The following is a 25,418-nucleotide window of genomic DNA, read 5'->3' as shown; positions in this document are numbered from 1 at the left end:
TTTTCCATTGCCGGAGAAAGGGCTGTCTGCTCTGACACTATAACACCCACGCACATCAGTCACAGCGTCATTCCCTGAAACACACCTTTGACGTGGCAACGCAGTGAAGCACATATTCCTAGTTTCAAAACCCTGTTTCCTCGTCTTCCGCCCAGGGATCGTCGATCCACCATCGACCGTCGATCTTCTTCAGTTCCATGCGGCTGCGTTCATTGACATCAATGGCCCGAACGCCCTTCGCGTCGGTTTCGATCTCGTATTTCTTCCGTCGCTTTGGCCTTTTGGCTTCGTCAGGAACGGCTTCGTCAGACGCGTCGAATTCCAGCACGAACTGGCGAGGATTCTTTAACATCGAAGGCGTAGCCGCGGTCAGGATCAGCTCGTTTTGCGTCGGCTCGCGAGATTCATCGCCTTGAAGTCGCTCGCGAATGCTGGCGGCGGCTTGAGACAGCCCTGCCTTGGCGATCGTGGGCGCGTTGTCGATCATCGACCGAGCGAGTAACGCTTCGAGTTCGTCAGCCTTGTTGCGCTGCACGTCCTGCAACTCGTCGTCACGAAACTGACAGTCGGTGTAATACGTCATCAGCGAATGGGGAGTGGCGAAAGCTGGGTTCGGCTCGGCGGGTTCAGCTCTCGATTCATCCGCGCCGGGCTGCAATGCACTTGTGTCGAAGCCTAACGACGTGTCAGTCTTGTGCCCTGCGACCTCGAACACCACTTCGCCCGTCTGCAATTCGCCGCCATCGAGATCGCTGACCACATAAGTCAAGAAACACTCAAGTCCGTCGGTGACGGTGAGATTGGTCTCCGCTGGATGTCCTTTGCCGATATCAAAACCCCAAACCGGCGTGATGTATCCGAGGGCAAGTGGCTTTCCACGCTTGACCGTTGGCTTCTCGCCGATTTCGGTTTCCACCGCGCCGCCGATTGTCATGTCTTCAACTTCAACAACATCGAGGGCATTTCCGTTTGCGTCCTTCGCGATCAGCTTTTGATGCGAGAAGATGTTCGGAATCGTGACGTCAATCGCTTTGCCAGAGATGCTGCGATAGACGAATTCCGTTTTGATCGATTGACCAACTTGATAGGACCGCTGGCCCGGGATCAACCGAACACCCGCTTGCAAGCCCACGTCATTTGGCTTGCCCCAATGGACCACACCGTCCGTCGCCGAGTCGACCGAAATGTACTGCTGACGTATTAGAAACGCATCGGTGTGGCCGGGCTTTGCGACTTGAGGCATCACGATTCGCACCGACCAAATCCTGAAGGTGTCACCGTCTAGGCTCCCGAAACTCGGAATTACTGCCAGTTTCGCCCCGTCTGGAATTTGGTGAGTCAGTGCGATCTCTTGAAAGCTCGCGAAGGTTTTGTTGTCAACCGAAGCTTCATTGCGTCGCGAGTTCCAATCCACAATCGCGGCCAGCACTTCATCGACAGTAAGCGGCGGCTGACGTTTGCCATCGACGGAATGATGCATCGCGTTGAACTCGGTGATCGCAGCAGCCAGCGGCGTTGCCCGTTCAATCGCGGCGGGCTGTCTGGGGGCCTGGAAGTTCACGGGTGGAGCACGGTAGCGTTTGCGAACGAGAACCTTTGAGTGTGTGTAACGGTTAACCAGTTCAATGGTGTAAATCTTGATCTCTCCATCATCCGTCACGACCTCCGATTGACCTCCTTCGATCATCCATTGCTCTGGCAAATAGCGTCCGATTCCAAGGTCGGTGAGTAAATCGTTGACTTCGACGGAGAGCTCGCTATCGGTCTGCAGTTTCCATCGGCTGAGTGAAAGCAGTTCGTCGACGGTGAGCAGAGGCTGGTGATCGTCGCCATCAGATGCGATCATTCTGCGATTGAACGCTTCGACTTTGACAGTCAAGCTGTTGGTATCCTCTGACGCACCTGCTGTTTGGGACTTGCCGTGACTATGAAATCTTGATGGTGCGTCGCTGATCAGATGAAAATGCTTGTGATCGATGTAGACCACTTTGATTACATCGCGTTCGTCAATGGAATGGGGGATTGGATGATCGATTTTTTGTTTTCCATCGAAATAGACCGTGCATTTGTAGTGTGCGTGGTGGAGTTGTGCTGGACCAATCAGAGGGTACATGCGAGGAGGATCGATGTAGTCTGCGATTTTTTCTTTCGTTATTCGCAGATTCTCTCGCCGTGTTTTCCAGATCGATGGAATGTTGCCGTTTGCAAGACGTTGCGACTCTAGAACGCGGAGGATTTCCTGTTCGCTGGGAGGATCGAGGGCGCTCACGTTGCCGCCTTGCGTTGTCGGGCCAAGAATTGGCACGAATTTGGCGGCGGGATGCTTCTGGGTGGCGAACGCCTTTTCTGGTTGGTAATTCGGTACTGCCACGTCGATTGAATTCGGGCCATTCCGATCACCGAAGCCATACGCGTTCCATTCACGCACGGTGTCCGCTGCCAAGCGGACATCAATCTTCGCCAACCAAGTCTCGCCGCGTTTCAACGTCACGCGATCCCCTGAGAGATGAACGTCGGTTGCTTCGCCATCGACTTCGATTCGGTAGTTGCCTGCGCTCAAACGTGTTGTGGCACCCTCGAGAGAAACGCTGAGTTGGTCGACGATTTTCTGGCCTTGAATGATCCGAATCGGAACGTCTGCCCGCGAATTACTTTCGATACGAATGGTGCCTTTGTTCGTTTCAAGAACGATCACGGTTGCGAGGACTGCAAAGCAGGCGAGGGCGGCGGTGGCGATCAGCCATTTGGTGAATCGGCCTCGTGAGCTGTCGGCGCTATCCTTGAAAGTCGACGTGTGAGTTGGCAGGCCCGCGGCTAGCGCCGTCGGCTCAGGCGGACGGACCATGATGTCCGGCTGTTGCAGGTGGGCATGCCAGTTCTGCAGCAGTTCGGCTACTTCGGCGGCCGATTGGAAACGATCATCGGGCGATTTGGAAAGCAGCCGCAACACGATTTGTTCCAACCACTGGGGGGCATCGGCGTTGATGGACCGAATACCGCGTGGTTCGTCATTGCCGATCCGATTGAGCACGCCCATCGTCGTCTCGGCTCGGAAGGGGCTGCGGCCGGCGAGCATGAAGTAAGTCAAACTGCCCAGTGAAAACAGATCGCTGCGGTGATCGATCGTGTCGCCGTGAGCTTGTTCAGGGGACATGTATTGCGGGGTGCCGGCGATCACGCCCGACCGAGTCATGCTGGCGTCGTCGACGGCGCGGGCGAGACCAAAGTCGGTGATTTGGACTCGTTCGACGCCATTTTCCAGTAACACGTTGGCGGGTTTGATGTCGCGGTGGACGAGGCCCTGGTCATGGGCGGCGGCGAGACCCTCGGCGACCTGTGAAGCGATGCGGACGGTTTCGATGACCGACAACGGGCCGTCCGCGTCGACTCGCTGTTGTAGACTTTGGCCTTCGACAACCGGCATCACCAGGTACGGTATTCCGTTGTATTCATCGACGGTTTGAATCGGGACGACGTGCGGATGAACGACGGCGGCGGCACTTCTAGCTTCGCGTGAAAACCGCCGGCGGGACGCGGCGCTGCTGGCCAGTTCGGGAACGAGGACTTTCACGGCGCAATGACGACCGAGCGACGTGTCGAGGGCCTGCATCACGATCCCCATGCCGCCGCGACCGAGAATTCGTTTGATTTCGTAGCGGGCGAAACGACCGATGGAGCCGGGATCGTCGGACGATTGAAGGAAGGTGGGGCAAGCTTCCGGCTTGCCGTCTTTCAGATCCGGAAGCTGAAAACTCGCGCTACCACGCAGCAACTCACCCGCCTTGTCCATCGTCAATCCATCTCCCATCAGCGACTCCAATGCCGACTGACACTCCTCGCACTGTTCGACGTGCGACGCGATCTCAGCCGTTTCTGAGCCGGCTTCTTCATCCAAGAAGCGAGTCAGCGTTTTGCGGTCATAATGAAAACGGGCAATCATGGTCCTGTACCTCTTTTCGTAGTCTTGCCAACACGCGGCAACGGGCCACGCGAACGCTTCCTTCAGTCTTCCCCAATCTCTCGGCGGCTTCCGCGATCGAAATTCCCTCGACGGCCGTGATCCAGAACGCATCCCAGATCGGTGGGCTGATCGAACCACGCAACCGTTCGGCGGCCCTCGCCAGCAGGGCTCGCTGGTGCTCAACCCTCAGCAGGGTCAGTGTTTCGCTGCGTGCCGGTTGCTCGCCGAGCATCGCTTGCACTTCCGAATCGCCGCTGCCGACATCACGAGGGCCGCGAGTCAGTTTGTTAACGACCTGGTCGCGAGTGATCTTCAACAACCAGCCACGAAACGAACCGCATCGTCCCAGATCGAACTCGCCAACCTTGCGGCCAACCGTAGCGAAAACATCCTGCGCTATATCTTCGGCGTCGGCATGTTGCAGCCCTCGCCCGCGGGCGACCCGATAGACGACCGGCTGGTACAAACCGACAAACTCCGCCCAGGCATCGTGTGATGCCGGGTCATGTAGCTGGCCGATCAGCGACGGTCGTGTTTCGGGATCCTGCATCATTTGACTCCACGAGTAACCCACATCCCGGTGTCAATTGTTACAGGAAAAAGGAAAGGATTTTCGGTCGAGGGAAAAATGACCGATTTCCGAGGCTCTTCAGCAGGTTCTGCATCGACCGGAGAACTCCGACGTTGATCATTCGGCTCGTTGCAGAAGGCAATTCAATTCATTGCCAATCGTTTGTCGTCGGCTTCGGCGAATGGATAACGGCTGAATCGTTCCCGGCGTTTGACTCAATCGCGTGGAAATGACGGTTTGGCCTCGTCGATAAAACGAAGCGATGATGCCGGTGGTACGTGGTGATCGAGAATTCGCCCATGTGCCGCTCGCCCACGCGTCCCGCTGGCACCGGATGGCAAGCAGGATGCTTACCCCACGTTAGGGCGCGAGCAACACGATGCTTAAATCATCGGGCTTGCCCCGATCGGTGTGCATCCGCTCGGTCGCCTGATCGATCAGCCGGCGGATGCGTTGGACCGGCGGGCCGACGCGGGCCAGGGAGCAGACCTCGTCCAGATGCAAGTTGTCGAACAGTCCGTCGCTGGCCAAGACGATCGTATCGCGGGCCGCCAACGTGACCGCCGGCCCGATCTCGATGTGCATGCTTTTGGACCCTACCAGATTCGAGACATAGTGGCGATCGTCGTGGTACATCGCTTCCTCCTCGCCCATCATCCCCGATTCGACGGCGTAGCCGACCGGCGAATGCGAGGTCGATTTCCACTTGATCACGCCACGTTGGCCGACGATCAAGGCCATCGAATCGCCGACTTGGTAACCCCGCGCGATCCGCTGCTGCACCTCGACCACCGAGAGCGTCGTTCCGGCTCCGATCCCGAGTTGGAGGATGCGGTCGTTGGCTTTCTCGATCCCGTCCAAGATCCACGGTCTCAGGTCGCCACTGTCGGTCTGGGACTGCAGGCTTTCGACCAGACATTGCATCGCGATGGCCGACGCCCGGTGCCCCGATGGCGATCCGCCGACCCCATCGGCGACGGCCATGACCAGGGCGTCGTCCAAGGTTCGGATCACTGCGGCGCTGTCGTCGTTGGGCTCTTGTTTGCCGGGACAGGTGCGTGCGAACGCCGACACGCGGCCCTGGGCATGATCGAAAACCTCCGGCTGCTCCATCTCACATTCCAGATACAGCTGCGTCGGGGGCATCGATGTGGAAACGCTTTGCCGGCTGGCCATTTAACTGGACTTTCGTTTTCGAAGGACGTGTCGAATCGCCTTGGTTCGCGATTTTTCCCACTCCGCGGCCATCTTACCGGCATCGGCATAGCGGTCTCGCGGTTTGATGGCCACCGATTTTCGAATGATGCCGATCAGATCCGGATGCACGCGTTTGCGGATCGTCGCCGCACCGGGGAATGGCCAATCGAAGGGATACTCCGGCCATTTCCCCGAAAACAATCGGTAAGCGATCAGACCGAGCGAAAACACGTCGCTGCGGGCCGACGGCTTTCCCATCGCCTGCTCCGGTGGCATGTAGCCGAGCGTCCCGGTGCCCGAACCGTTGATCGTTTGCTGGGCCACCTTGGCGATGCCGAAATCCGCCAGCCGCAACCAATCGTCGTCGAACAGCAAAATGTTCTCGGGTTTGATGTCGCAATGGATCACCCCCATCGCGTGGGCATACGAGACCGCTTCGAGCAATTGCGACATCAACTCGAACCCCAGTTCGAACCGGATCCGTTTGCTCAACCGGTCATTGAGCGTCCGCTTGGCCAACGGCGACACGATGACAAAGTGCCCTTCGATGAACCGGGCGTCGCGAATCGGCAGGATGTTGGGATGATCCAGCTCGATCGTCAGTTTGACCTCCCGTCGGAACTCATCGATCAGCTCCGGCGTGACCCACCTTGAATTGGGGATCTTCAGCGCCACCTTGGTCGACAGCAAGGTGTCGGTGGCGGCATAGACGTCGGCAAAGCCGCCTTGCCCGATCCGTCGATTGAGCCGGTACTTGCCCAGACGGCTGCCCACGCGAAGCCGTGGGGGATCGCGGGAGATCGGATAGTCAGATCGTTTTGCCATGCGTTTCCAGTCAACACCCAATGATCAACAGATCGTACTCGATCGGACCGCGGTTTGCCGCCCCAATCGGAACGCTTGCCCGCTGCAACAAGCACCTCGTCTGCCATATAATAGAAGATGAATTGTCCGACACTCATCAAAAGCCGCGTGCTTTGCGATCGTTCCCCTATGGTTCCAGATCCATCCCATTCTTCGGTCCAATCTTGGTTCGACAAGTCCGTCGCCCCCGGTGAATCGGTCAACTCGGAATTATTGATCACCGAAAGTTACAGCAGCCGTGACATCGGCATCGCCGTGCGGGTGATCCGCGGCCACCGGGACGGCCCGACGGTGTTCGTGTCCGGGGCCTTGCATGGGGACGAAATCAACGGAACCGGCGCCATCCGCTCGCTGATCGCCGACGGCGAATTGCAGCTGACCGCAGGCACGGTCGTCCTGATTCCCGTCCTGAACGTGCTGGGGTTCGAGCGTCACTCGCGCTACCTGCCCGACCGCCGTGACCTGAATCGTTGCTTCCCCGGCAACGCCAGCGGAAGCATGGCCACGCGGATGGCAAAAGTGATCTTCGATGCCATCGTCCGACGCAGTGATTTTGGGATCGACCTGCACACCGCCGCGGTCCGCCGGACCAACTACCCGAACGTCCGAGCCGACTTTCGCAACCCCCAGTGCATGCGGCTGGCCGAAGCGTTCGGCGCCGGCGTGATCTTGGACGGAAAAGGCCCCAAGGGATCGTTTCGCCGCGAAGCCACCCTGTCGGGCTGCCCGACGATCGTGGTCGAAGGCGGCGAGGTCTGGAAGGTCGAACCGTCGATCGTCGACTGCATGAAACGCGGCGTCCTGAACGTGCTGAAAGAATTGGACATGATGGACGGCGACCCCGAAATGCCCGCCGGCCAAGTCAAGATCAAGCAAACCAAGTGGGTCCGCGCCGAACGCGGCGGGTTCATGGACATGCACGTCTCGCCGGGCAGCACGGTCGCCGCCGGCCAGCCGATCGCCACCAACAGCACGCTGGTCCATCAAGACCAAAACCAACTTCTGGCCCCCTTTGACGGGATCGTGATCGGGATGTCGACGCTGCCGGCGGTCCAGCCCGGCGAACCCGTCGTCCATTTGGGACGCCTGGCCGGCGCCAAAAGTGCCCGCCGCGTGGAAAAACATTCCCAGGCCGACGATGTTCAACGAACCGCCCAAGAACACCTGTCGACGAACATCCAAATCGTCGATCCAAACTAGACTGCCGTTCCTCTTGTCCCGCCGTTTTCCTTCTCTCATCAACCGAATCGCCAATACGGTGTCGCCATGAAACTCGGAATCCTCTCGCGAAGCATTCGCTGCTACAGCACCCGCCGATTGCGTGAAGCCGCCATCCAACGCGGACACAAGGTGAAGGTGTTGGACACGTTGAAGTTCGCGATCGACCTGAAACCGGCCGAACCCGATCTGTTCTTTCGCGGCAAACACCTGTCCGAATACGACGCCGTGCTGCCACGCATCGGCGCCTCCATCACCCAGTTCGGCACCGCTGTCGTGCGGCAGTTCGAACAGATGGACATCTTCACCACGAACTCTTCGGCCGGGATCTCCAATTCCCGCGACAAACTCCGCAGCCTGCAAATCCTTAGCCGGCACCAGATCGGCATCCCCGAAACCACCTTCGTCCGCGACAAACGGGATGTGTTGCCGGCGATCGAGCGAGTCGGCGGGGCGCCCGTCATCATCAAACTGTTAGAAGGCACGCAGGGCATCGGCGTGTTGCTGGCCGAATCGGTCAAGGCAGCCGAAGCGATCGTCGAGTTGTTGCAAAGTCAGAAACAAAACGTGCTGATCCAAAAGTTCGTCGCCGAGAGCAAGGGCAAAGACATCCGCGCGTTCGTGGTCGGAGACCAAGTCGTCGGCGCCATGCGGCGGGTCGCCCAAGGCCAGGAGTTTCGCAGCAACGTGCACCGTGGCGGTGTGACCGAACCGGTCGACCTGCCCGAGGAATATCGTGACGCGGCCATCCGAACCACTCAAATCATGGGGTTGCGTGTCGCCGGCGTCGACATGCTGGAAGGCAAGGACGGCCCGCAGATCATGGAAGTCAACTCGTCGCCCGGATTGGAAGGCATCGAACACTGCCTGCAACTGGACATCGCCGGTTCCATCATCGACTACATCGCCGCCCAGGTCGATTTCCCCGAAATCGATTTGCGGCAACGTCTGACCGTCAGCCGAGGTTACGGCGTGGCCGAAATCCACGTCCCCGAGGGATCCGAATTCGTCGACAAGACCATCCAAGCATCTGGGCTGAGAGAAAAAGACATCAATGCCCTGACGCTCTACCGCGGTTCATCCGTGATCCCCAACCCCAGGGCCGACCGCGTGCTGATGGCCGGTGATCGCCTGTTGTGCTTCGGAAAATTGGAATTGATGCGGGGGCTGATCCCCAAGAAAACACGCCGAATCCGCAAGCCCAAGGTGCGTGACTTGCCCGATCTGCCCGTCGCCCACGAAGCGATGACCAACGATCCCGAAGCGGCGCAATGACTACCGCCAATATCCGTTGACATCTTGAAAGAACTGGTCGTTGGCCGGCGGTGAACCGATAGCGCCGGGCCAATCATGGCGGCCCTTGATCCGCGGGCCATTGATCCGCGGGACGTTGGCTGCCGGTTGCGTTTGCCGCGACCACGTGGATGTCTTGCGCCACTTCGAAACGGGTTGTCGGGTCGAGTATGTGCGGGGGGGCGAAGACATGCGACCACGCAACAGCCGGAACCCGCGGCCCGCCGTGGCGGTCCCCGCGTCACCCAAATTGATCGTCCCCATCACGACCACGGCCGCGAATAACCACACACAAGATCGACGCATCGATTTCTTCCTCGCTTTCCAAATTCCAACGGGCCAGTGGTTACCGCTCGATCGACGGTCGCAACCAACACTTCAGTTTAGCAAGCGGAAGGCGTGAAATTGTGTTACGAGCAAACGGGGAAAAACTGACCGAGTGGATTGCCCAAAACCAGCATCAGAATCCTGAAGGTAGCGGAAGCCGCCAAGGCTTTCGGCAAGTTGCGCGGCCGGCGAAACTCTTGGCGAGTTCCGCTACCCTCGACCAAGCCGGTATCGCCACCGCGTCAAATTCGCCCTGCCGGCACGCCATTTAGCCCGCTGACACAATCTTCTCACTGTTCTACGATAGGACCCTCTCAATTCTTCCCACGCTACGAAGAACCCCTTTCCGATGAGCATCGCGTCGACCAAGCCTTCCTCTGGCACGCCTCTGTCCAGCGAATCGCGAACCAATGGCTCCGCAGCCACCCGTATTCTCAACTTTGTGGACGGATTTTCCAAACGGCACATCGGGCCCTCCCCGTCCGACTTGGAAACCATGCTTGCGACGGTCGGATTCGACTCGCTGGAGGGGCTTTCCGACGCGACCGTTCCCCGCGACATTCGGCTCGAATCGGAACTGGTGATTCCCGAGGCTCGGGGCGAACGAGAATTTTTATCGGCACTGAAAACGATCGCCGGCAAAAATAAAGTTCACCGTTCGTGCATCGGCATGGGCTACACCGACACGGTGACCCCGCCGGTGATCTTGCGGAACGTGCTGGAGAATCCGGGCTGGTACACCCAGTACACGCCCTACCAAGCGGAAATCGCCCAGGGCCGTTTGGAAGCGTTGTTGAACTTCCAAACCATGATCGCCGACCTGACCGGATTGCCGCTGGCCGGTGCCAGTCTGTTGGACGAAGCGACCGCGGCGGCCGAAGCGATGACGATGTGCTATTCGATCGCCTCGCATAAGAAAACCGGCTTCTGGGCCAGTGATGATTGCCACCCCCAAACACTCTCGCTGCTGCAAACACGCGCCGACGGGCTTGGGATTGACCTGAAGATCGGCCCGGTCGAAGAGATCGATTTCGAACATGGCGAAGGCGGGCTGTGCGGATTGCTGGTTCAATACCCGACCACCGACGGCCGCATCGAAGACTACCGTGACGTCGCCGAGAAAGCCAAACAATGCGGCTGCATGACGGTCGCGTCGGCTGACATTCTGGGGCTGACCGTTTTGACGCCGCCGGGTGAGTGGGGCGCGGACATCTGTGTCGGCAGCGCCCAACGCTTTGGCGTGCCGATGGGCTTGGGCGGACCGCACGCCGCTTACATCGCGACACATGAAAAACACGCCCGCAAGCTGCCCGGACGCATCATCGGGATCTCCAAAGACGTGCACGGCAATCGGGCGCTGCGGATGGCGATTCAAACCCGCGAACAACACATCCGCCGCGACAAGGCGACCAGCAACATCTGCACCGCCCAGGCCCTGCTGGCGATCATCAGCTCGTTCTACGGCGTCTATCACGGCCCCGAAGGCTTGACCGATATCGCCCGACGCACCCAAGCCTACACCGCCGCCCTGGCCAAGGGGCTGGCGCGATTGGGACACGAAACACTCGGCGGCGGACCGATCTTTGACACCATCCGCATCCGGCTGGGCAAGGGCCGCACGCACGCGGCCCGACAGGTTGCCGATGCCGCCCGCGAACGGCTGATCAACCTGCGTGAATACGACGACGGAACCCTGGGCGTCACGCTGGACGAAACCGCCGACCGCGCGCTCGTGGCCGACCTGCTGGCCGCGTTCAACTTCGGGCACTACACCGGTTTCGACGTCGATGAACTGGTCAACGAAGCCGACGCCGATGGCACGTTGGACCTGGGCGCGTTCGCCCGCACGTCGGACTTCATGACCCACGAAGTCTTTCACAGCTACCGCAGCGAAACCGAATTGCTGCGTTACATCTTTAAACTGATGGGCCGCGACCTCTCGTTGGCCAACAGCATGATCCCGCTGGGGTCCTGCACGATGAAGTTGAATGGGACCAGCGAGATGATCCCGGTGACGTGGCCCGAGTTTGCGAACATCCACCCGTTTGCCCCCGACGTCCAGTGGCGCGGCTACACGCACATGTTCCGCGAACTGGAACGCTGGCTGTGCGAAGTCACCGGTTTCGCCGCGGTCAGTTTGCAACCCAACGCGGGGTCACAAGGGGAATACGCCGGGTTGTTGGTGATCCGCGCCTACCACGAACACATGGCCAAATCGGAAGGCCGCGAGAACGTCCGCAACGTTTGCCTGATCCCGACCTCGGCCCACGGAACCAACCCGGCATCGGCGGTGATGGCCGGCATGAAAGTCGTGGCGATCAAGTGCGACGATCGTGGTGACATCGACATGGACGACTTGCGAGCCAAAGCGTCCAAGCACGCCGATCACCTGTCCGCGCTGATGATCACCTATCCGTCCACGCACGGCGTGTTTGAACCGACGATCCGTGAAGTGTGCGACGTGATTCACCAGCACGGCGGCCAAGTCTACATGGACGGTGCGAACATGAACGCCCAAGTCGGTTTGACCAGCCCGGGCATCTGTGGCGCCGACGTCTGCCACTTGAACTTGCACAAGACATTCTGCATTCCCCACGGCGGCGGCGGCCCCGGCATGGGCCCGATCGGTGTGGCCAAGCAACTCGTTCCGTTCCTGCCCGGACACCCCGTCGAACGCCCCGACACCGCCGGCGAATTTGCCATCGGCCCGGTCGCCGCGGCCCCGTATGGCAGCCCCAGCATTCTGACGATCAGCTACGTCTACATCGCCCTGATGGGCGCCGCGGGGCTGAAGAAGGCCACGCAAGTCGCGATTCTGAACGCCAACTACATGGCCAAACGACTGTCCGAACACTACGACGTGCTGTACACCGACGCCAACGGATTCGTCGCGCACGAGTTTATCATCGATTGCCGCAGCTTCGAGAAAACCGCCGGCATTAAAACCGACGACATCGCCAAGCGGTTGATGGATTACGGGTTCCACGCGCCGACGATGTCTTGGCCCGTCGCCGGAACGTTGATGATCGAGCCGACCGAAAGCGAATCCAAGGAAGAACTGGACCGCTTCTGTGACGCACTGATCGCAATCCGCAAAGAGATCCAGGCGATCGAAGACGGCCAAATGGATCGCGACGACAACCCGCTGCACAATGCCCCGCACACGATGCATGAAATCGGCAGCGATGATTGGTCGCATCCCTACAGCCGCGAGCAAGCCGCTTGGCCGGCCGCCTGGTTGCGCGACGCAAAATTCTGGCCCACCGTCGGTCGCATCGACAACACCTACGGCGATCGCAACCTGGTCTGCAGCTGTATCCCGATGAGCGACTACGAGCAGTAACGTGGGACAGGCTGCCAGCCTGTCGACCGCGCCCCATCCCAGCGGGAAGCGTGAGCGAGCGGCCTGTTGATTTAATCCGATCCCACGTGCATTCCATCATTCTGCCCCGAATCATTCTGCCCAATCCTCTCCCGATCGCGACCGACGTGACAGGATGCCGTGGCTGGGTAGCGAGGTAGGAAGATTTCCGCAGGCGACGTGTGTCAAAGCCAGACCAACACCAGCGTCCTAAGGCGGAGCCTTGGAACGAGGTCGGAGCGTGGGGTAAGATTTCGGCCTGTCGCTCCCCCCAACAACCGGACTGTTTGAAACCATGAAGCCCACCGACATTCGCATCACCGGCGTTCGCACCAGTTACGAGCACCACGATTATCGCACGACGATGAAATTCGGCGGCATGCCGGTCGACAAAGCGACGGTGTTGAACGTCCACTGCGACGTCGTCACCCGCGACGGCAAGACGGCCACCGGATTCGGGTCGATGCCGCTGTCGAACATCTGGGCGTTCCCCTCGCGTCAGATGAATTACGACCAGACCCTGGGCGCGATGACGACGCTGGCCGGGCGATGTGAAGCGATCGCCGGTGACCACGCCGAATTCGGCCACCCCGTCGACCTGGGCATGGCGCTGGAAGAGCTTTATTTGGACGCGGCGGCGGACGTCAGCAAGGAATTAGACCTGGTCGAACCGATTCCGATGCTGGCCACGATGGTCACCGGCAGCCCCTTTGACGCGGCGATCCACGACGCCTTCGGAAAAGTCCACGGCAAGAACTGCTTCCAAACCTACGGCCAGGATTTCATGAGCCGAGACGTCGGTGCGTACCTCGGCGCCGATTATGCCGGCGACTGGATCGGCGATTTTTTGTTGGACGCTCCCAAGCCGCGAATGCCGCTTTATCACCTGGTCGGCGCGCTTGACCCGCTCGACGAGGGCGAATTGGACAAGCCCACCGGCGACGGATTACCCGACACATTGCCCGAGTGGATTCGGTACAACGGCTTGACGCACATGAAGCTCAAACTCAACGGCGACGACGTCAAATGGGATTTGGAACGCATCGTCAAGGTCGACCGCATCGCCGCGGAAACGCAAGCGGAACGCGGCGTTGATACCTGGTTCTATTCGCTGGATTTCAACGAGCGTTGCCCCCACGTCGATTATCTGATCGAGATGCTCGAAAAGCTGCGCGAGCGAACCCCCAAAGGGTTTGATCGCGTCCAGTACATCGAACAACCGACGGCGCGCGACCTGAAGGCGCACCCGGAAAACAAGATGCACGAAGCGGCGAAGCTGAAGCCCGTCGTGATCGATGAATCGTTGACCGATCTGGAATCGCTGATGCTAGCCCGCGAGATGGGTTACACCGGCGCGGCGCTCAAGGCGTGCAAGGGCCAGTCGCAATCGATGTTGATGGCCGTCGCGGCACAAAAGCTGGGGCTGTTCCTGTGCGTCCAAGACTTGACCTGCCCGGGCGCCTCGCTGATTCACTCCGCCGCCATCGCCGCCCACGTCCCCGGCGTCGCCGCGATCGAATCCAATTCACGGCAGTACTGCCCCAACGCGAACCTGCCCTGGGAAGACAAGTTCCCGGGGATCTTTGTCGTCCGCGACGGGTCGATGGACACCAGTTGCCTGGACGGCGCGGGCCTGGGCGCGGTGTGACATCGCAGTGGTCGATTAAGACTTTACCCTCCCGCGGACCGTCGATTGTATTACTGCAAGATTTGGCAAACGACTTAGATTCTCTCCCTCTGGGAGAGACGGCGTTTGCGCAGCAAGCAAACGCCAGAGAGGGCCGCGGCTTGCGAAAGTCTTGGCGACTTCCGCTACGATCAAATCCGTCACTTAACAGTCGACCCTCCCCTCGCTACGCTCGACCCTCCCTGCTAGGGAGGGTTAATTCCCAATACAACTCGACCTTGGAGGGGAGGGTTTCAACAATTCTAAGAAGTTATGTCGACACGAATGCCTGGCAGGGTGACCGCAACCGATCAATCCCCCGGAACCCGATTGATCGTCCAGTAAATCTCTTCTTCAAAATCCTGGCCGTCGCGGGCCTTGACCTTCAACAACACGTGGACCTGATCGACCGGTTCCAGATCGGGGACGTTCAACAACACACTCTCGCCGTCGCTGCCCAACGAGACGCTGGTGACGTTCATCGGGTCGACGCCGATCTGGCCGGTTTCCGGTGAATACATCTCCGACCCATAAGATTTCTCCCAGCGATAGTTCCAGTGGCTGACGTCATAGGAGTCCAAATCCGTTGCCGAGGCGACATCGAGCGGAAAATTGAATCGCAGCTTCAATCCGTCCGCCTGGACCTTACAGTCGCTGACCATCTTGTGCGGCCGGCCGGTGTAGCGCAGCCGTTGAATCCCTTTGTCGGCCAGTCCAATTCGGCCGCCGCCGTTCCAGCCTTGCAATCCGGTGGCATAGACCTGGCCGTCGGCCGGATTGACTCGGGCACGCATGATGCCGGTGCTGAAATCAAAGGGCAGCTTGATGATTGCGGCTTGTGACACATCGGGGAAATCCTGGATCATCGTGTAGTACATCCACCCCTTGCCGAAACTGGTGTGTAACAAGTGCCGCGACAACGGCCCCCAACGCTCGTCGTCGACCCAGGCTTGTCCGCCGCAAGAATTGTCGAACTCCTGAGGCATCCAAACCAGCGGCGGGTCAAACGAATCCGGCGGGACGACCTTGTCCAAGTCGATCGTTCCGCCGCCGGGCGCCCACATGCCGGGGATCGAATAGTTGCCGACCCAGCCGTAGAAACCGCCCGGTTTCAACAGGCTGATCTTGGATGCCGGCGTCCATTGCCCTTGATTGTCGCTGGCGACGATGCGTCCGTCGGGCAAGCTGCCCATCCCATTGGGCGTGCGGAATCCGGTGCAGTACACTTCGCGATGCCGACCGTCGGCGGAAACCTTGATCACCGCACCGGGGATGTCGGAGTCCGTGCCGTGACCGCTTTTGGCATAGTAAAAGTTGCCTTCGTTATCCGTTTGCAAATCGAAGTTGAAGGCGTGGAAGTTGACCGAAACGTCTTGGTCGGCGCTATAGCTTTCATAAAAGTCCGCTTCGCCGTTGGCGTCGACATCGTGCAACTTGACCAGGCGGTCTTTACAGGTCACGAACACGTTTCCATCGACGACCTTGACGCCGAACGGTTCGTACAAGCCGCCGGCGAACCGCTTCCATTTCAGATTCAACAAGTCGGCATCGATTCCCGAGACAATCCATATATCACCGCCGTGCGTCGCCAGCGCCATGCGCCCGTCGGGAAAGAAGTCCAAGGCCGACGTTCGAAACCAGGTGTTGTAGGGCGTGGACTGGGGAATCGTGATCGTGTCCAGTGCATAGCCGCCACGCTCCAAGCCGAGGTAGCCGGTGGTTTCCAGCACGTCCGGCCACAACAACGGGCCGCCGGATGTCAATCGATCGAAGTCCAGCGGTGACGCGGTGGAGCGATGCTGGGCGATGTGAGTTTGGAATTGGGCCAGCGAAGCGTGTTTGTCTCGCTCGCTTCCCCCGGTCGCAGATCGTCCGGCGATGCGGTGAACGTCGATTTGCCGCGTTTGACCGCTCGCCGGAATCACCAGTTGCAAGCGATTCTTTGAGTCGATCTTCCAGGTCAACCCAGCGGTATCACCACTGACAGCCGCGGCGGTGAATCGATCGAACGAATTCCCCGCTTTGTCGGAGACGACGGCGATCACTTCGGCAGCACCCGGCTTTGAAGTGTCGGTTTGATGACGCCCGCCGTCGACCGGTACCAATCGTGGTCCCTTCCACGACGCATCTGCACCGGCGACCGCCAGCACAAGCGGTTTTCCCGGCCCGATCCGCAGCGAATGTCGCACCGAATTTCGTAGCGTACCTTGCGTCGGCAGCTCCATCACCTCGCGACCGTCGATCGAGTATCGCAGCATTAATTGGTCGCCATGCAGGTAGTGGCCGCGATAATCCATCCACTTGGTCGGCAGCGGCCCGCGTGGCAACAATCCCTCGCGCGAGTAATCGAGCGTTCCGTCATGTCCCCATTGCCACCCCGCCAGACCATCGATCAGCTTGCCATCCGGGTTGGCCGTCCCCTCGCCGCGGCCACGAACGTGTTGGGTGTTGCTCAAGTCCAGAAACCCGTCGCGCCAGATCCCGGCCTGGTTCATCGTCTGCAAGTCGTACGAAATGGTCAGCTCACCCAGCTTGACCGTCAACACACTGCTGAATTTGCGTTCCAACTGGGAAGCCAACGCGGGCCCGAAGTCGCGATCGACGTTTTCGATTTCGGTGCCGTCTTTGGTTCCCGCTGGCAGGCCAGCCAGATAGGCCTTGTCGACTTTGAAGTAGTCGGGGTTGGCCGGCTTCATGAACTGCTCGCGGATATAGAGCACGACCTGATACCGTTCTTTGGGGGTCAGGTGTGACATCGGAGCCATCAAACCGTTGCCTCGCGTCAGCGTCATGAACATCCGGTAGGGATCGCTACCGAATTTCAGCTTTTGCGTCCCGAAGGCACGTGCGGTCGGCAAGGAGGGCGTGTTGCCGTCATTGCCGTGACAGTTGAAACAATAACCATGATAGATCGCTTTGCCGGCATCAAAGTCACGCGATCGCATCCCCTTGATGATGCCCGCGTGATCCAGGTCGACCGAGTCGTCTTTGACGGCCAACTGCTGCGGCGACGGTTTAAGTGCGGCGGCCCGGTCACGCCCGCCCGCAGCGACTTCGGTGATGTAGCGCACCAGGTCCAAAAAGTCGCGTTGGTCGCCCAGCGATCCGACCAGTCCTTCCGGCATCATCGACTTGGACGCCGGCTTGATTTGGATGATTTCGTCGCGTGGGAGAACCGTTTCGCGAGTCAGGTCGGAAGCCGATCGCAGTGTGACCAACTCCTCGGTCTCGGCCGCGATCAATCCCGTGACCACCGTCCCGTCGTCCATCAGCGCGTTGACCGTCTGGTAGCCCTCGCGGATTTTCTTTGACGGATCCAACAGCGATTCGATGACGTCTTGCTCGGTGACCGCCCCCAGCGTCGCCAGATCAGGCCCCAGGGGCGTCGCATCGCCTCCGCTGCCGTGACAATTCGCACAGGCGGCCGCTGATTTGTAGAACACCAACGCACCGCGCTGTGCGTCTCCCCGCAATCGAACTTGCTCGGCCAGATCGTCCGGATCCGCACCACGGAGTTGCTGCTCCATAGTTTCAGGGTGCCGGAGCGTTTCGGCCGGGGCAGAACCGGCAACCAGGGAAGCCAAGATCACAATCAGGCAACGACAGAAGGGATGCATAAGAGTCTTGATCAACGGAATCGGAAGGTGGGATCATTGCGGCCCCACAGTTTACACGCTCCCAAACTCCCGCGGGACGCGTCGGCGACCACCATGTGCCGGCATCCTATGCCAGCGGAACGCGTGACGGCCTGTTGATTGAATCGAAATGAACAAGCTAACGATCAGCCGATGGGCGCTAGCCCCGGTTTTCGGCGGCGAGAACCGCGGCTAGCGCCGTGCAGCTGATTAAATCCGCAGGCCGGTCAGCGAGCGGTTGGCTCTGTGGACACCGCATCCCAATGGAGCCCGAACTTTTGCAGGTATTTCCTCAGGCGATCGGCATCGTTGGGGCGCTGCTTGGCCAACCGCGAGACTTGGAACAACGACCGACCGGCGGCCGAAAGCGATTTAGATCGGCGGCAAACGCGAATCACTTCGGCCAGTTGGACGCGATCAAAATGGTCGATGGCATCGATCTGATCGGGCTGCAAGACGTCTTCGAGCAAGGCGTGATGATCGGCACCGTCGGATGCGCCGAGGCCCCAATCGTGACGCAGCCGAGCGATTTCTTCGTCGACCTGCTCGACCCCGATTCGCCCGCCGCTTGCGAGCGTCGCCATTCGCGTCACGGCAGCGTTCAAGTCGCGAAAGTTGCCCCGCCACGGCGTGGACGGGTCGGCGGCGAAGGCCAAAAATCGCGTTCGCGACTCGCGATTCATCGACACTTTGCGGCCAGCCGATTCGGCAAACCGGGCGAGTTCAAAATCCAGGTTGGGATCGATGTCGTCGCGTCGCTCGGCGAGTCCGGGAAGCATGAAGGTCCAAAGATTGATCCGCGTCAACAGATCCTCACGGAACTTCCCGGCGCGGACCTCCGCGATCAGATCCCGGTTCGTGCCCGCGATCAACTGAAAATCGCTTGCCGTCGAATCGTCCGAACCGACGCTCTGGAATCGCTTTTCTTCGATCGCCCGCAGCAGCATCGCCTGTTCGTCCAAGCCGAGTTCGCCGATTTCGTCCAGGAACAACACGCCACCGTCGGCCGCTTTCAACAACCCCGGGCGGTCGCTGGTGGCGCCGGTGAAGGCGCCTTTTTTGTGCCCGAACAACGTCGACATCGCCTGGTCACCGCGAATCGTCGCGCAATTGACTTCGACCAGATCACCGGCGACCAACTCCCGGTTCCGCTTGAGTTGGAAAATCCGTTTGGCGAGCTGTGTCTTTCCCGCACCGGTCGGCCCGGTCAACAAGATCGGAGACGTGGTGGCAAGCGTAACCTGCTCGATGCGTTCGATCAGCGCATTGAAATCCGGGTCGAGCGTTTCGATGCCCGCCTTCAAGAAGGATTGGCTTTCGCGGTGTTCTTGTTGGAACCGCTTGGCGAGCTGGTCGTAACGTGACAGATCCAGGTCGATGACCCGGTGCATGCCTGCCGGATCACTGTGGCCCCGTTGCCGCCCCGTCGGCGATGTTTGAAGCAAACAACCGGGAAAATGACGGGATTCGGTCAACAAGAACAGACAGATCTGGGAAACGTGGCTGCCGGTCGTGATGTGGATCAGGTAATCCTCGCGGTCGGTATCGAAGGGGTAATCACGGGCGAAGGAATACAGCGTCGCATAGACGTCTTCGAAATCCCAAGGATCGTCCATCACCAGCCGATGGAGCTGGACGCTGGTCTCGGGCGAGACCGATTCGATGTCGGCGGCCACGCGATCGGCCAGCGCCGTGCTCTGCCGGTCGAACAACAATTCCAGCCGATCGACCAGCAGATCGGGTTGTTGGCAGGCGGCAACCGTCGGCCGCCACTGTTGCCAGCGGTCCTTCCGCCGCGAGACGTGGTCCAGCTTCGTGCCCAAAAGTCCGATCACGACAAGTTTCTTGCTCATAGAAATAATTATAGAACACGCGATGCAATGATCGGCCCTCCGCAATTCCCACGCCTCGGTTGCAATCGCCAGAATCGCGTTAAGCCATTGCCCTGAAGTGGCTTAGGCGTTTTTCCGATCGTTTGGCACGGCAATCGCTTTTGTGAACCGCGCAATGAAAAAACGATTCCACCGACGCAACGGAAATCTCATGACGACGACGACGCACGCCCGAACGGCCCCGCCGATGATCTCCACCGGCGAAGCGACCGCGATCCTGCCGACCGAAACAACCGCCCCGATCAAGGTGATCGGAACCGAGGCGATCCGAGCAACGTTCGATGACCTGTGCATCCAACAGGCGATCAATTCGCGGACCGCACCGGGCGTGACCGACGTCGTGCTCAATCCCGACGCCCACTGCGGTTACGGCGCGCCGGTCGGATGCGTGATGGTTTCGCCCTCACACGTCTACCCCGGACCGGTGGGAGTGGACATCAAGTGCTCGATGAGTCTGCTGCAATTGGACGTGCCGGCGGATGTGATCGAGGACCGCAAGACCCGCCGCGCACTGATCGCTGCGATCTGCAAACGCACGCCCACCGGTGCCGGAAAAGGACAGCGAAGCGTCCCCGACGGGCGACGCGTGAACCGAACGCTCGGAATGCAAGCGGTGATCGAAGGGGCCAGCGAATCGGTCTGCCAGCAACTGGGGATCCCCAGCAATTGGGCCGACCGCTGCGAAGACTCGTTCCACGTCGGTCACGATGACACCCAAGACGCGCTCGGATCGCGACTGGATTGGCTGACCGGCCAACGCCACATGACCAACTTTGCTGACAAGATGACTCAACTGGGTTCCTACGGAGGCGGCAACCACTTCGGGGAATGCGAAGTTGTCGAGGTCGGCGATGACGATCGATCGAAGTCGGTCGCCGAAACCTTCGGGCTGCGCGACGGCAAAGTCGCCTTCCTGTCGCATTGCGGGTCACGAGGATTCGGTCACAACTTGGCCTCGGGTCAGTTCAAGACGCTGCAAGAAAAGTTCAACCGCTGGAGCATTCCGCTGCCGGCCGGTGATCGACAGCTTGTGTACGCACCGCTGGGATCCGACGAGGCCAACGACTACTTGGACGACATGGCGCTGGGGGCAAACTTTGCCACCGTGAACCATTTGCTGATCAACGCCCTCGTACTGGAAGCGTTCCAGGAGGTGATTCCCGGAACGCGCGGAGACTTGGTTTACTTTATCAGCCACAACATCGCGCGCAGGGAGATCGTCAACAATGTCCCATCGTGGGTGCACCGCAAGGGAGCGACACGTGCGTTTCCCGGCGGTCACCATGCACTGGCCGGAACCCCGTTTGCCCACACCGGGCATCCGATCCTGTTGCCGGGAAACCCCCGCGACGGATCGGCGGTGATGGTGGCCGATGAAGGTGCCGAGGCGTCGTGCTTCAGCGTCAACCACGGCGCCGGACGGATCCTGGGACGCAAGCAGGCCAAACGTACGCTGGATCAATCAACGATCGATTCGGAGTTGGACGATCACGATATCCTGAGCAATTGCCGCTTCTATCCCAAAGACGAAGCGCCGGCGGCGTACAAGGATTTCAACGAAGTGCTTGCAAGTGTCAAGAAAGCAGGCTTGGCCAGCGAGGTGGCACGTTTGAAAGCCCGATTCGTAATCAAAGACGCCAGCAAGGCCGATGACTGACAACCACGCCAGCGGACCGGTGAGCGAGCGGCCACACCCTGTGACAACGTGGGCGTCGACCGAACACAACCGCCCGCCACTGGCTGACGCCACGTGCTGGCATCTCCCCCCCTTTCCAAACTCATGCTTCAACCCACAACCAAACCACGCATCACGATCGACGGCTCGCAGGGCGAGGGCGGCGGCCAAATCATCCGCTCGTCGCTGGCACTCGCTGCCGTCACCGGAACGCCCATCCGCCTGGAGAACATCCGCGCCGGCCGCAAGCAACCGGGGCTGATGCGTCAACACTTGACCGCGGTGCGCGCCGCCGCCGAAGTCAGCGGCGCGGAAATCGCCGGTGACACGCTCCGCAGTTCCTGGCTGGAATTCACACCCGGCGGGCTTCGCGGCGGTGCGTTTCGATTCGCCGTCGGCACCGCCGGAAGCACGTCGCTGGTCGCGCAAACCGTTTTGCCCGCGCTGACGTTTGCCGCCACACCGTCCACGGTCACGTTGACCGGCGGCACCCACAACCCGTGGGCGCCGCCGTTGGATTTCCTGCAGCGCTGCTACCTGCCACAACTGGCTAAAGCAGGTCCACAGGTCGATGCCTCGCTCGTCCGACACGGCTTCTATCCGGCCGGCGGTGGCGAGATCCGACTGGACGTCCGGCCGCAAGCCTCGTTGACCGGTTTTGAGTTGATGGATGGTGAGTCGAGCTACACGCCCAAGGTCACGGCGATCGTCAGCCAATTGCCGCGAACGATCGCCGAGCGTCAATGCGACACGATTCGTCGCAAGGCGAATTGGGGCGACGCCAGCTATGACGTGATCGAAGTCGACGATCCGATCGGCCCGGGGAACGTGGTGATGATCGAAATCGAGCGACCGTCGTTGACGGAGCTGTTTATCGGCCACGGCAAGCTGGGCGTCAAAGCGGAGCACGTCGCGCGTTCGTTGCTCAAGCAAGTCCGCGCCCACTTGGCCCGACGCGTTCCCGTCGGCGAATACCTGGCCGATCAATTGATGATGCCGATGGGGCTGGCTGCCGCGCAAGGCCACACCAGCACCTTCCGCACCGGACCACTTTCGTTGCACAGCCAAACGCACCTGGCGGTGCTGAAGCGATTCCTGCCGATCCAGATCGAGGTCAGCGAAGAAGACGACGGCAACGTGCGAGTGAAGTTCGGACCGTGACTGGGAAAGAAGCGGATCACACCCACGGATGGCAAGGCGTCCCCACGGATCCCTGGCTGATTGACATCCGCGGGTACGCCTTGCCATCCGTGGGTTAATTCAATACCGACGACCTACCACGTGCTACCGCTTGGCCCGCGGCTTAGGTGGCAGCGGTTTGACCATCACGACGTCGACATCGTTTTCCAACTTCTGACCGGCGGTGGTTCGCCCGTCGTCGATCGTTTGACGCAACATGGCCATCATCGATGCAACTCGATCGGGATGCAGAGCGATCAGATTGTTTTCTTCGCCCGGATCGCTGGCCAGATCGTACAACTGCATCGGCGGCAGATCGGTCATGTCATCGCGTCCCGGTCGTGGACGACTCCAACCGCCCGACCCCGGACACACGCACAGCTTCCACTGGCCGTCACGGATCGCAAACTGCCCGCCGATCGATTGCGAGATGATCGAGTTGCGGGCCGGCTGGTCGGCTTTCCCCAGCAACGTCGGCAGGAACGACACGCTGTCTTCGGCCCCATCGGCCGGGATGGTTGCGCCGGTGATTTCCGCCGCGGTGGCCAGAAAGTCGATTTGTCCGACCAGGTGCTCGGTCCGCGATCCCGGTTTGACTTTGCCGGGCCAGCGGACGACGAACGGGACGCGGTGTCCGCCCTCGTAGATATCGGCTTTGTGTCCGCGATAGATGTAGTTTTGGTCGTGCCCGGCGGCTTCGAGTTCACCGATCTTGGCCGCCGGCGAGCAGCCGTTGTCGGTGGTGAAGACGATCAGGGTTTCGTCGGCGATGCCATTTGCATCGAGTGCGTCGAGGACCTTGCCGACGGTCGCGTCGACTTGCATGGTGAAGTCGGCGTAGACATTGACCCCACTCTTGCCGCGCCACTGGTCGGTCGGCACGATCGGAGTGTGGGGTGCGTTGAGCGGAAAGTAGATGAAGAAGGGCTGCGGTGCATCGGCGTGATCGTTGATGAAGCGGACGGTTTCATCGGTGATCTTGGGCAGCACGTCGACCGCTTCGAAATCCGCCGCCGCCGGGCCCTTGCGGTTGAACCCCTTTGTGACCGTCGCTTTCTGGACCGGGACGCGGTTGCGGACGTAGACATAGGGGGGCATGTCCAGCGATGCGCTGATGCCGAAGAAGTAATCGAAGCCCAGGTCGTTGGGGCCATTTTGAATCTCGCCCTCGTAGTCGACGTCCCAGCCTTTGGCATACGGCTTTGAAAAATCGCCTCCGTCATCGGCGGTGCCACCATCTTTCAGCGGCCAATCCCAGCCCAGGTGCCACTTGCCGATCCCGGCGGTCGTGTAGCCTTGGCGTTTCAGTAGCGATGCGATCGTCAATCGACCCGGCGAAATCAGCGGCTTGGAAAAACCTCCCAAGACGCCTTTCTGCAAATGCGTGCGCCAGTGGTAGCGCCCGGTCAGCACGCTGTAACGCGTCGGCGTGCACACCGAAGACGACGTGTGGGCGTCGCCAAAGATCATGCCCTCGTTGGCGATCCGATCGATATTGGGCGTGGGGATCTTGGAGTCCGGATTGAGCGCCCCGACGTCGCCAAAGCCCTGATCATCGGCCAGGATAAAGATGATGTTGGGGTGATCGCCGCCGGCGGCACCGACCGGTGGGGTGCCGGTGAGCACCGCGAGTATCGCGACCGCTGCCAATGCGAGTGTTGCGATGGAGGATCGCAATCGAAGGGGAGATGATCGGTGGCACCCGGGGAGCGTGGGGGCAAAAGGCTGAAGCATGTTGAATTCGCGTGCGTCGACGGGAGGGGCATTGGACGTGGGGATCGATCTGGCGATCCACCAAGGCCGTCCGAGCCGGTAGTTTCTTTGCTGCGCGGCGCAAAGTCAAATCGCGGCTGGTTGGCACAGCAATTGCTGCATTTTCCCGGCCGCGTAGGAGTTGGTAAAACGGAACGGAGCAACGGTTGGTGGACAGCCTGCGACGTCCTTGCCAGGAGCGTCCCGGGGAGGTCAGCCAAAGCCCACTGTCGCTGCGAAGCAGCGACCGGGAATCGCCTCAAGGCCAAACACCAACACGCATGCCCGTGCCACTTCGTCGCGCGAAGTTTGTCAGAACGATCCGAAACCCGAAAGGAGGAAACGTCATGGCCAACTATGCAATCATCGAAATCGAAGCCGGATTTGAAGTGATCGACGTGCTGCCGGGCCAATCGGCCGAAGACGCCGCCGCGGCCCGAGGCGGCGCGTTGGTCGACCCCGGCCCCTACCACAGCTTTGAAGACGCCAACGACGCGATGGATCAGCTGGAGGTCGTCGAGGACGACGACCTGTAGTCTACCGCCGCTTCATTTTCGCCTGGGCCGGACGGTCGCCGTCCTCTTAAGGCTCGTGCGGTTTTTGGAAATCACCCTCCTGGCAGGAGGGTCGAGCGCAGCGAGGGGAGGTCGTACGGTGAATTGCCAAACAAGCTTGTGTCCTTTGGTCACATCGAATCGCGGATCAACCCTCCCCGCGTCGTCGCTCGCTCCTCCGCGACCCTCCCTGCCAGGGAGGGTGAAGTCGTAAACGCCTGTCAAATCCGAGGTTAAAAACCGCACGACCTCCGAGGCGGTTCGTTTGCGGCC

15 protein-coding genes are annotated in these 25,418 nt (G+C 60.1%); 7 read left to right on the top strand and 8 right to left on the bottom strand.

Going from position 1 to position 25,418, the window contains the following annotated elements; all coding sequences use genetic code 11:
- Positions 1-124: 124 nt before the first annotated feature.
- From H1B37_RS33905 to H1B37_RS17290, 4 genes are all read right to left on the bottom strand, one after another.
- Positions 125-3,940, bottom strand: coding sequence for a serine/threonine-protein kinase (locus H1B37_RS33905; protein ID WP_182867909.1), 3,816 nt, complete (start codon positions 3,938-3,940; stop codon positions 125-127).
- Complete coding sequence (locus H1B37_RS17300; RefSeq protein ID WP_182867908.1) at positions 3,918-4,514, bottom strand: RNA polymerase sigma factor; 597 nt, start codon at positions 4,512-4,514, stop codon at positions 3,918-3,920. Before H1B37_RS17300 ends, H1B37_RS33905 begins: the two co-directional genes overlap by 23 nt.
- Positions 4,515-4,892: 378 nt before the next feature.
- A complete protein-coding gene (locus H1B37_RS17295; RefSeq protein ID WP_182867907.1) occupies positions 4,893-5,708 on the bottom strand; it encodes a PP2C family protein-serine/threonine phosphatase in 816 nt (271 codons plus the stop codon).
- Positions 5,709-6,554, bottom strand: coding sequence for a serine/threonine-protein kinase (locus H1B37_RS17290; protein WP_182867906.1), 846 nt, complete (start codon positions 6,552-6,554; stop codon positions 5,709-5,711). It lies immediately after the preceding gene.
- 168 nt (positions 6,555-6,722) lie between these two features.
- Between H1B37_RS17290 and H1B37_RS17285 the strand changes: the two genes are divergently transcribed.
- Both H1B37_RS17285 and H1B37_RS17280 read left to right on the top strand, forming a co-directional pair.
- Positions 6,723-7,793, top strand: coding sequence for a succinylglutamate desuccinylase/aspartoacylase family protein (locus H1B37_RS17285; RefSeq protein WP_182867905.1), 1,071 nt, complete (start codon positions 6,723-6,725; stop codon positions 7,791-7,793).
- Between the two features lie 66 nt (positions 7,794-7,859).
- Positions 7,860-9,086 (top strand): RimK family alpha-L-glutamate ligase, encoded by a 1,227-nt coding sequence (locus H1B37_RS17280; protein ID WP_182867904.1) that lies wholly within the window; start codon positions 7,860-7,862, stop codon positions 9,084-9,086.
- Here the strand turns inward: H1B37_RS17280 and H1B37_RS17275 are convergent, their stop codons facing one another.
- Entirely contained in the window at positions 9,087-9,410 is a 324-nt protein-coding gene (locus tag H1B37_RS17275; RefSeq protein ID WP_182867903.1) for a hypothetical protein, read from the bottom strand.
- Between the two features lie 370 nt (positions 9,411-9,780).
- Here H1B37_RS17275 and gcvP point away from each other — a divergent pair, with 370 nt between their 5' ends.
- Both gcvP and H1B37_RS17265 read left to right on the top strand, forming a co-directional pair.
- Positions 9,781-12,774, top strand: coding sequence for an aminomethyl-transferring glycine dehydrogenase (gene gcvP / locus H1B37_RS17270; protein ID WP_182867902.1), 2,994 nt, complete (start codon positions 9,781-9,783; stop codon positions 12,772-12,774).
- A 313-nt stretch (positions 12,775-13,087) separates the two neighbouring features.
- Positions 13,088-14,440, top strand: coding sequence for an enolase C-terminal domain-like protein (locus H1B37_RS17265; protein ID WP_182867901.1), 1,353 nt, complete (start codon positions 13,088-13,090; stop codon positions 14,438-14,440).
- Between the two features lie 329 nt (positions 14,441-14,769).
- Here H1B37_RS17265 and H1B37_RS33900 read toward each other — a convergent pair whose 3' ends face one another.
- Entirely contained in the window at positions 14,770-18,048 is a 3,279-nt protein-coding gene (locus H1B37_RS33900) for a DUF6797 domain-containing protein (RefSeq protein WP_436298389.1), read from the bottom strand.
- Between the two features lie 272 nt (positions 18,049-18,320).
- Entirely contained in the window at positions 18,321-19,946 is a 1,626-nt protein-coding gene (gene rtcR / locus H1B37_RS17255) for an RNA repair transcriptional activator RtcR (RefSeq protein ID WP_182867900.1), read from the bottom strand.
- Between the two features lie 190 nt (positions 19,947-20,136).
- Between rtcR and H1B37_RS17250 the strand changes: the two genes are divergently transcribed.
- Both H1B37_RS17250 and rtcA read left to right on the top strand, forming a co-directional pair.
- A complete protein-coding gene (locus H1B37_RS17250) occupies positions 20,137-21,642 on the top strand; it encodes an RtcB family protein (protein ID WP_436298388.1) in 1,506 nt (501 codons plus the stop codon).
- A gap of 123 nt (positions 21,643-21,765) precedes the next feature.
- Positions 21,766-22,821, top strand: coding sequence for an RNA 3'-terminal phosphate cyclase (rtcA, locus tag H1B37_RS17245; RefSeq protein WP_182867899.1), 1,056 nt, complete (start codon positions 21,766-21,768; stop codon positions 22,819-22,821).
- Positions 22,822-22,944: 123 nt separating this feature from the next.
- On the opposite strand, the gene H1B37_RS17240 is transcribed toward rtcA, so the two are convergent.
- A complete protein-coding gene (locus tag H1B37_RS17240; protein WP_286177847.1) occupies positions 22,945-24,516 on the bottom strand; it encodes a sulfatase family protein in 1,572 nt (523 codons plus the stop codon).
- A gap of 422 nt (positions 24,517-24,938) precedes the next feature.
- Between H1B37_RS17240 and H1B37_RS17235 the strand changes: the two genes are divergently transcribed.
- Positions 24,939-25,127, top strand: coding sequence for a hypothetical protein (locus H1B37_RS17235; protein WP_182867897.1), 189 nt, complete (start codon positions 24,939-24,941; stop codon positions 25,125-25,127).
- Positions 25,128-25,418: the final 291 nt, after the last annotated feature.

The organism is Stieleria mannarensis (genome assembly GCF_014154935.1).
In the GTDB taxonomy this organism is placed as follows: domain Bacteria; phylum Planctomycetota; class Planctomycetia; order Pirellulales; family Pirellulaceae; genus Stieleria; species Stieleria mannarensis.
The sequence above is the reverse complement of the archived record's forward strand: the minus strand, read 5'-3'. Positions and strand labels throughout refer to the sequence as shown.